Source organism: Microbacterium sp. Kw_RZR3 (genome assembly GCF_029222405.1).
In the GTDB taxonomy this organism is placed as follows: domain Bacteria; phylum Actinomycetota; class Actinomycetes; order Actinomycetales; family Microbacteriaceae; genus Microbacterium.
The window spans coordinates 1-8,557 of sequence record NZ_JARHXC010000139.1 but is presented as its reverse complement, the minus strand read 5'-3'; the positions used below and the strand labels follow the sequence as shown (position 1 = coordinate 8,557).

Sequence of the window (8,557 nt, the reverse complement as noted above, 5' to 3'; positions counted from 1 at the left end):
CCGGTGGGACACCCCACCGGGACGCCGTTGTCCGCTAGCGAACACCGCAATCACGCGCTTCTCGCGCACAACTGATTCAGGAGATATTCCGTGACCGTCAAGATCGGAATCAACGGCTTCGGCCGTATCGGACGCAACTACCTCCGCGCGGCTCTCGCGCAGGGTGCCGACCTCGAAATCGTGGCGGTGAACGACCTCACCGACAACAAGACCCTCGCGCACCTCCTCAAGTACGACTCCGTGGGCGGCGTTCTCGCCGAGGACGTCTCGTACACCGAAGACTCCATCACCGTCGGCGACAAGACCATCAAGGTCTTCGAAGAGCGCGACCCCGCCAACCTCCCCTGGGGCGAGCTCGGTGTCGACATCGTCATCGAGTCGACCGGTCGCTTCACCAAGGCGGAAGACGCCAAGAAGCACGTCGCCGGTGGCGCCAAGAAGGTCCTCATCTCGGCTCCGGCCACGGGTGACGACGCCACGATCGTCATGGGTGTGAACGAAGAGACGTACAACCCCGAGACCGACGTCATCATCTCGAACGCCTCGTGCACCACGAACTGCCTCGCCCCGCTGGCGAAGGTATTCAACGACGCCTTCGGCATCGAGCGTGGCTTCATGATGACCGCTCACGCGTACACCGCCGACCAGAACCTGCAGGACGGTCCGCACAGCGACCTCCGTCGTGCCCGCGGCGCCGCGATCAACATCGTCCCCGCCTCGACCGGTGCGGCCAAGGCCATCGGCCTTGTGCTCCCCGAGCTCAACGGCAAGCTCAGCGGCTCGTCGTACCGCGTTCCGGTCCCCACCGGCTCGATCGTCGACCTCACCATCGTCACGCCCACCGAGGGCCTGACCGCCGACCAGATCAACGCCGTGTACAAGCAGGCCGCTGCCGAGGGTCGCCTCAACGGCATCCTGCAGTACACCGAGGACCCGATCGTCTCGAGCGACATCCAGGGCAACCCGCACTCGTCGATCTTCGACGCGGAGCTGACCAACGTCAGCGGCAACCTCGTCAAGGTGTCGTCGTGGTACGACAACGAGTGGGGCTACTCGAACCGCCTCGTCGACCTCACCGAGTACGTCGCCGAGCGCCTGTAACCCTTCATGGCTCTGCGCACCCTCGATTCGCTGGGGTCGCTCGCCGGCACGCGCGTCATCGTCCGTTGTGACCTGAACGTTCCTCTCAAGGACGGCGTCATCACGGACGATGGCCGCGTGCGGGCGTCGCTGCCGACTCTCAACGCACTGATCAACGCCGGCGCGCGTGTGGTCGTGTGCTCGCACCTGGGCCGTCCCGACGGCGCGCCCGACCCGAAGTACTCGCTCGAGCCGGTCGCGCAGCGCCTCTCCGAGCTGCTCGGCCAGCCCGTCGCGTTCGCACGCGACACGGTGGGCGAGTCGGCTCAGGATGCCGTGGCCGCTCTGGAGAACGGTGAGGTCGCCGTCATCGAGAACCTCCGCTTCAACGCGGGGGAGACCTCGAAGGACGAGACCGAACGCCAGGCGTTCGCCCGGGAGCTCGCCCGTCTCGGCGACGCTCTCGTGTCGGACGGCTTCGGTGTCGTGCACCGCAAGCAGGCGAGCGTCTACGACCTCGCCCAGATCGTGCCGTCCGCCGCGGGCCTTCTCATCCAGAAGGAACTCGAGGTCCTCGACCGCCTGACCGAGAACCCCGAGCGTCCGTACACGGTCGTCCTCGGCGGCTCGAAGGTCAGCGACAAGCTCGGGGTCATCGAGCACCTGCTCCCGCGCGTCGACAAGCTTCTCGTCGGCGGCGGGATGATGTTCACCTTCCTCGTCGCCGAGGGGCACAAGGTCGGTTCGGGCCTGCTCGAGCAGGACCAGATCGACACGGTGAAGGGCTACCTCGCCACGGCGCGGGAGCGCGGCGTCGAGATCGTGCTTCCGGTCGACGCCGTGGTCGCGGCCTCGTTCTCGGCGGACGCCGAGCACGTCGTGGCCGATGCCGACAAGCTGGAGGACACACCCTTCGGCGCGTCCGGCCTGGGCCTCGACATCGGTCCTCGCACGGCGGAGCTGTTCGCCGACGCGATCCGCGGATCCCGCACCGTCTTCTGGAACGGCCCGATGGGCGTGTTCGAGATGAAGGCGTTCGAGGCCGGCACCAAGACCGTCGCGCAGGCGCTCACCGAGGTCGACGGTCTCAGCGTCGTCGGCGGCGGCGACTCCGCGGCTGCCGTGCGACAGCTCGGCTTCGCGGACGACCAGTTCGGTCACATCTCCACCGGTGGCGGTGCCAGCCTGGAGTTCCTCGAAGGTAAGAAGCTCCCCGGACTGGAGGTCCTCGGATGGCAGTGACCAGAACCCCCCTCATCGCCGGCAACTGGAAGATGAACCTCGACCACCTGCAGGCGGTCGCGTTCGTCCAGAAGCTGCACTGGACGCTGAAGGAAGCGAAGCACGAGAACGGCAGTGTCGAGGTGGCGGTCTTCCCGCCCTTCACCGACCTGCGGACCGTGCAGACTCTCCTGGATGCCGACAAGATCGAGTTCGCTCTCGGCGGTCAGGACCTGTCCGCCCACGACTCCGGTGCGTACACCGGTGAGATCTCGGGTCAGTTCCTCGCGAAGCTGAACGCGCGCTACGTGATCATCGGTCACTCGGAGCGCCGCCAGTTCCACCACGAGACCGACGAGGTCGTCGCGGCCAAGACCCAGGCGGCTCTCCGTCACGGTCTCGTCCCGGTGATCTGCGTGGGTGAGACGTCGGAAGACCTCGAGAAGTTCGGCGCGAGCGCCGTGCCCGTGGGCCAGCTCGAGGTCGCGCTCGAAGGCGTGGCATCCGATGCCGACATCGTCGTGGCGTACGAGCCGGTCTGGGCCATCGGCTCGGGCCAGGCGGCAACGCCCGACCAGGCGCAGGAGGTCTGCGCGAAGCTTCGCGCCGTCGTGGCAGACAAGCTCGGTGCCGACGCGGCAGCGCGCACGCGCGTGCTCTACGGCGGATCAGTCAAGTCGAACAACATCGCCGCGTTCATGCGCGAGCCCGATGTGGACGGCGCCCTGGTCGGTGGAGCGAGCCTCGTCGTCGATGAGTTCGCCGCGATCATCCGCTACCAGAAGCACGTCGGGGTCTGACCCCGTACCGGATGCCCGCGGCGCTTCGTCGCGGGCATCCGTGTGTCCGCCCCGCCTCCCCGTATACTTGACGCTTGTGCGGCCGACCAGGTCGCTCGCGAAAGGCTTTCGACAGTGCAGATTCTCGAGTTCGTCCTGCAGGTGCTGCTGGGCGTCACCAGCCTCCTGCTGACCCTGCTGATCCTGCTCCACAAGGGTCGCGGTGGCGGTCTCTCCGACATGTTCGGCGGCGGGATGAGTTCCGCCCTCGGCTCGTCCGGACTCGCGGAGCGCAACCTCAACCGTTTCACGATCGTGCTCGCGCTGGTGTGGTTCGTCACCATCGTCGGCCTCGGTCTGCTGACCAAGTTCGCGGAGATCTGACATGGCTACTGGCGGCAACGCGATTCGCGGCTCCCGGGTGGGCGCCGGCCCCATGGGTGAGCAGGACCACGGTTTCCACGCCGATCGCGTCGCGGTCTCGTACTGGGACGCCCTCGGTAACGAGACGGTGCGGTACTTCGCCGCCGGGATCCCGGACGACGAGATCCCCGAGACCATCGACTCACCGCACTCCGGCCTCCCCGCCGGCCGCGACAAGAACAACCCTCCGGCTCTCGCGAAGTCCGAGCCCTACAAGACGCACCTCGCGTACGTGAAGGAACGCCGCACCGACGAGGAAGCGGCGTCGCTCCTCGACGACGCGCTGCAGCAGCTGCGCGAGCGCCGCGGACAGTAACGTCCGCCCGCCTTCGCGAGAACGAGAAGAGACCGGATGCCGATGGCATCCGGTCTCTTTCTTGTCGACGTGCGAGAGGGTCAGTACTCGCGATCGATGAGCTGCGGGGGAACCTGATCGGCGGCCGACTCGTCGACGAAGAACGCGGTGCGACGACGACCCTTGGCTCCCGCGGCGGGAACGCTCTGGTAGCTCGCACCGGCGAGGGCGAGACCGAGCGCGGCGGCCTTGTCGGCTCCGGCGATGACCATCCACACGCGCTTCGACGAGTTGATGACCGGTCGCGTCAGAGAGACGCGGTCGCTCGGCGGCTTGGGGGAGTCGCGCACGGGCACCGTCGCGCGATCTGTCACCGAGATCTCGGAACGGTCGGGGAAGAGCGAAGCGATGTGCGCGTCCGGCCCCACACCGAGGAAGCAGATGTCGAACGAGGGCCACGGGCCGGTCTCGCTGCGGTCGGAGGGGGCGAACTGCGCGAGCTCGTCCGCGTACGCGATGGCGGCGGCATCCAAGTCGAGACCCTCGTCCGACGACGCGACAGCGTGGATGTTCGCGGCGGGGATGTCGAGACGGTCGAGGAACGCCTCGCGCGCCTGCTTCTCGTTGCGGTCGTCGGAGTCGCGCGGCACGAAGCGCTCGTCGCCGAACCAGAAGTGCACGAGCGACCAGTCGATCTCGGCGACGCGGGGGTCGCGCGCGGCGGTGCGCAGGACCGCGCCGCCCATCGTTCCCCCCGTGAGGCACACATGCATGCGCTTGCCCTCGGCCACGCGCTTGACGATGCGGTTCACGAACCGCGTCGCGACGTACTCGGCCAGGGTGTCGGGGTCGCGCTTGATGATGACGCGCTTGGACGCACCGTTCTCGCTCATGCGTCGCTCCGCTCATCCGCCGTGCGCAGAAGGTGCGCACACTCGGTGATGACGCGGCCGTAGAGCACGTCGGGGTCGAGGCGACGGAGCTCCTCGGCGAGGCACTCGCGCAGCGTCCGCCGTGGGAACGCGAGGTCGTGCGTGGGCTGGCCGGGCTGGGTCAGCACGGCGACCGCGGGCTCGGGCCGTTCGAGGAGCGTGTCGCCGCTCTCACGGGTCAGGCGGACCGACTTGATGCCGGTGGCCCACTCGTCCGGCGACAGATAGGTGTAGTCGACGGGGGCTTCGAGCTTGAGGCCGAGCCACGCGGCGAGCAGGGCCGTCGACGGGGAGTCCGCCGCGCCCTTGACCTCGATGGCCGTGACCGGCTCGTACGGGGGCTGGTCGAGCACCGCCGCGAGCTGCTCACGCCACCGCGTGAGACGCGTCCAGGCGAAGTCGGTGTCTCCGGGCGCGTAGTGCTCGCCCAGGCGGGCGACCCAGGCGGCAGGATCCTCCTGCGACGAAGCGTCGGTGATGCGCCGCTGCGCGATGCGCCCGATCGCCGACCTCGAGGGGTTCTCGGGGGCGTCGGCGGGCCACCACGCCACGACGGGCGCATCCGGGAGGAGAAGCCCGGTGACCAGGCTCTCGGCGTTGGAGCCCGCGGCGCCGTGGGCGCGCAGCACCACGACCTCGCTCGCGCCGGCGTCTCCGCCGACGCGGATCTGCGCGTCGAGACGGGGAGCCTCGTCTTCGTCCCCGAAGAGCACGGCGATGACGCGCATCGGGTGCTCGCGCGAGGCGTCGTTCGCGGCCTCGATGACCTCTTCCTCGGCACCGTGGTGGGTGACGATGATGAGGGTCAGGACGCGCCCGAGAGCGACGGCTCCGCCTTCTTCGCGGACGCTGACGAGCTTCTTCGAGATCGCGCTGACGGTGGTGTCGGGCAGGTCGATGATCACGGGCGCCTCCAGGTGCGGCCGTCGCGGGCGAGGAGCTCGTCGGCGGACGACGGGCCCCACGATCCGGGCGAGTACTGTTCGAGCGGACCGCCCTGGGCGGCCCAGAACTCCTCGATGGGGTCGAGGATCTTCCAGCTGAGCTCGACCTCCTCGTGGCGGGGGAAGAGCGGCGGGTCACCCAGAAGGACGTCGAGGATGAGTCGTTCGTACGCTTCGGGGCTCGCCTCGGTGAAGGCGTGGCCGTAACCGAAGTCCATCGTCACATCGCGCACCTGTGTACCGTCGCCAGGGACCTTCGAACCGAAGCGGATCGTGACGCCCTCGTCGGGCTGCACGCGGATGACGAGGGCGTTCTGCCCCAGTTCCTGCGTCTGGCTGCGCGAGAACAACTGCTGCGGCGCACGCTTGAAGACGACGGCGACCTCGGTCACGCGGCGTCCGAGACGCTTTCCGCTGCGGACGTAGAACGGCACGCCCGACCAGCGACGCGTGTTGATCTCGAGCTTGATCGCGGCGTAGGTCTCGGTGACCGATTCGGGGTTCATCCCGTCTTCCTCGAGGAAGCCGAGAACCTCTTCGCCGCCCTGCCAGCCGCCCGCGTACTGGCCGCGAGCGGTCGCCTCCGCGAGGTTCTCCGGGAGGCGGACGGCGGCGAGCACCTTCTCCTTCTCGGCACGCAGGTCGGCGGCGTTGAAGCTGATGGGCTCCTCCATCGCCGTGAGGGCGAGCAGCTGCAGGAGGTGGTTCTGGATGACGTCGCGAGCGGCGCCGATCCCGTCGTAGTAGCCCGCACGTCCACCCACGCCGATGTCTTCGGCCATGGTGATCTGGACGTGGTCGACGTAGTTGCGGTTCCAGATCGGCTCGTAGAGCTCGTTCGCGAAGCGCAGCGCCAGGATGTTCTGCACCGTCTCTTTGCCGAGGTAGTGGTCGATCCGGAAGATCGAGTCGGCCGGGAACGCGCTCTCGACGACTTCGTTCAGCGCGCGCGCCGAGGCGAGGTCGTGGCCGAAGGGCTTCTCGATGACGACGCGTCGCCACCCGCTCGTCTTGTCGGCGTCTCCGCCGACGAGGCCCGAGGCCTTGAGCTGCGTGGTGACGAGCGGGAACGCCTTCGGGGGGATCGACAGATAGTAGGCGTGGTTGCCCATCGTCCCGCGCTCCACGTCGAGACGATCGACCGTTTCGCGCAGACGCTGGAACGCCGCCGGGTCGTCGAACTCGCCCTGGACGAACCGGATGCCCTCGAGGAGCTCCTTCCAGGTCTCTTCGCGGAACTCGGTGCGGGCGTACTGCTTGACCGACTCGTAGACGACCTTCGCGAAGTCCTGGTCTTCCCAGTCCCGGCGCGCGAAGCCCACGAGAGCGAAGCCCGGGGGCAGGAGCCCGCGGTTGGCGAGGTCGTAGACCGCCGGCATGAGCTTCTTGCGCGACAGGTCTCCTGTCACGCCGAAGATGACGAGTGCGCTGGGGCCGGCGATCCGGCTCAGCCGGCGATCCTCGGGATCGCGGAGGGGGTTATGACCCGGGGTGATCTCTACGACCATGCTCTACTGTGCCGCCTCGAAGAGTGAAAGAACGTCGAGCTGCGGGTCGGTCAGCGTCAGCGTGACGACGGGGCGGCCGTGGCCGTCCGCCAGCACGCTCGCGTCACCCGCAGCCTGTGCCTGAATGAGCTCGCCGAACGTGAACGGGCGCCCCGGGATCTCGAGGTCGACGTCGGTGCGTTCGGTGATCTGGAGGAAGACGCCGTTGGCCGGCCCTCCCTTGTGGTACTGCCCCGTCGAATGCAGGAACCGCGGTCCCCACCCGAAGGTCGTGGGGCGTCCCGCATCGGCGGCGACGAGTTCGCGCAGACCGTGGAGCTGCGGAACGTCGAGTCGGTTCACGTACGCCTGGATGCTGACGTAGCCGTCGGCGGGAACCGTCGCCCACAGCGCCTCGAGGACGCCCGCGACGGTTCCGCTCACGGCCAACGCGGGATCGGAGACGCGCACTTCGACGCCGTCGACGACGAACGCCGGGGGAGTGGGTGCGGGTCGCGCGTCGAGCAGACCGCGCGTGGCGACCTTCGCTGACTCGACGTCGGGTTGATCGAACGGGTCGATGCCGAGCATGCGGCCGGCGATCGCCGTCGCGTACTCCCACACGACAAACTGCGCGCCGAGTGAACCGCTGACGAGGATCTCGCCGTGGTGATGCTCGAACAGGTGCAGCTTGTGGGCGTCGTCGACGAAGCGAGCGACCTGCAGGTCGTCGGGAGTCGATTCGACCTCGGGAGACACCGGGAGGAGGACGACCGGGAGGATGCCGGTGCCCTGCTTGCCCGTGGACTCGGCGATGAGCTGCTCGATCCACTCCGGCAGGCCGGGCAGGTGAGCGTCGTCCATCACAAGGCCGAGCTTGTCGCGGCGGTGCTCGCCGCCGCCCGCGATCGCCGCGGCCAGCACGAGCGCCGGGTTCTCGGGGGAATCGATGGCGACCTCGAGGAGGGTGGCATCCGCCTCGTTCAGGAGATCTTCGATGTCGACGCCCGCGAGACCCGTCGGGACCAGACCGAAAGCCGTGAGGGCCGAGTAGCGACCGCCCACGGTGGGGTCCGCGGTGAAGACGCGGTAGCCGTCGGCGCGAGCGGCCTGCTCGAGCGGGGAGCCGGGGTCGGTGACCACGACGATGCGCTCGGCGGGGTCGATGCCGAGGTCGCGGTAGGCGGCCTCGAATGCCCGCTTGGCGGAGTCTGTCTCGATGGTCGAGCCCGACTTGCTCGAGACCACGAGCAGCGTCTGCGCGAGCCCGCCCGCTTCGGCGTCGCCGTCGATCGCGGCGAGCACCTGGCCGGGGGCGGTCGAGTCGAGGATCACCAGCGGGACGCCGGCGGACTGGGCGATGACCTCCGGCGCCAGCGACGACCCGCCCATGCCG

9 protein-coding genes are annotated in these 8,557 nt (G+C 68.6%); 5 read left to right on the top strand and 4 right to left on the bottom strand.

Features of this window, described 5'->3' with window-relative positions; translation table 11 throughout:
* Positions 1–90 precede the first annotated feature (90 nt).
* The 5 genes from gap (at position 91) to P2P98_RS07465 (ending at position 3,819) form a co-directional block, all read left to right on the top strand.
* On the top strand, positions 91–1,101 hold the full coding sequence (gene gap / locus P2P98_RS07485; protein WP_275798644.1) for a type I glyceraldehyde-3-phosphate dehydrogenase: 1,011 nt from the start codon (positions 91–93) through the stop codon (positions 1,099–1,101).
* 6 nt (positions 1,102–1,107) lie between these two features.
* Positions 1,108–2,322, top strand: a complete 1,215-nt coding sequence (locus P2P98_RS07480; protein ID WP_275798642.1) for a phosphoglycerate kinase — start codon at positions 1,108–1,110, stop codon at positions 2,320–2,322.
* The gene (gene tpiA / locus P2P98_RS07475; protein ID WP_275798640.1) at positions 2,313–3,101 is read left to right on the top strand and encodes a triose-phosphate isomerase; all 789 of its coding nucleotides are present in this window, start codon (positions 2,313–2,315) and stop codon (positions 3,099–3,101) included. The genes P2P98_RS07480 and tpiA overlap by 10 nt, the downstream gene beginning before the upstream one ends.
* 114 nt (positions 3,102–3,215) lie before the next feature.
* The gene (gene secG, locus P2P98_RS07470) at positions 3,216–3,464 is read left to right on the top strand and encodes a preprotein translocase subunit SecG (RefSeq protein ID WP_013586744.1); all 249 of its coding nucleotides are present in this window, start codon (positions 3,216–3,218) and stop codon (positions 3,462–3,464) included.
* 1 nt (position 3,465) lies between these two features.
* Complete coding sequence (locus tag P2P98_RS07465; protein ID WP_013586743.1) at positions 3,466–3,819, top strand: RNA polymerase-binding protein RbpA; 354 nt, start codon at positions 3,466–3,468, stop codon at positions 3,817–3,819.
* An 80-nt stretch (positions 3,820–3,899) separates the two neighbouring features.
* Here the strand turns inward: P2P98_RS07465 and pgl are convergent, their stop codons facing one another.
* The 4 genes from pgl to P2P98_RS07445 form a co-directional block, all read right to left on the bottom strand.
* A complete protein-coding gene (gene pgl, locus P2P98_RS07460; protein ID WP_275798634.1) occupies positions 3,900–4,691 on the bottom strand; it encodes a 6-phosphogluconolactonase in 792 nt (263 codons plus the stop codon).
* Positions 4,688–5,635, bottom strand: a complete 948-nt coding sequence (locus P2P98_RS07455) for a glucose-6-phosphate dehydrogenase assembly protein OpcA (protein ID WP_275798632.1) — start codon at positions 5,633–5,635, stop codon at positions 4,688–4,690. Before P2P98_RS07455 ends, pgl begins: the two co-directional genes overlap by 4 nt.
* Positions 5,632–7,182 carry a glucose-6-phosphate dehydrogenase gene (gene zwf / locus P2P98_RS07450; protein WP_275798630.1) on the bottom strand — a complete coding sequence of 517 codons (1,551 nt, stop codon included), beginning with the start codon at positions 7,180–7,182 and terminating at the stop codon, positions 5,632–5,634. The genes P2P98_RS07455 and zwf overlap by 4 nt, the downstream gene beginning before the upstream one ends.
* A 3-nt stretch (positions 7,183–7,185) precedes the next feature.
* A partial coding sequence (locus P2P98_RS07445) for a glucose-6-phosphate isomerase (RefSeq protein WP_275798628.1) occupies positions 7,186–8,557 on the bottom strand: 1,372 nt, incomplete at its 5' end.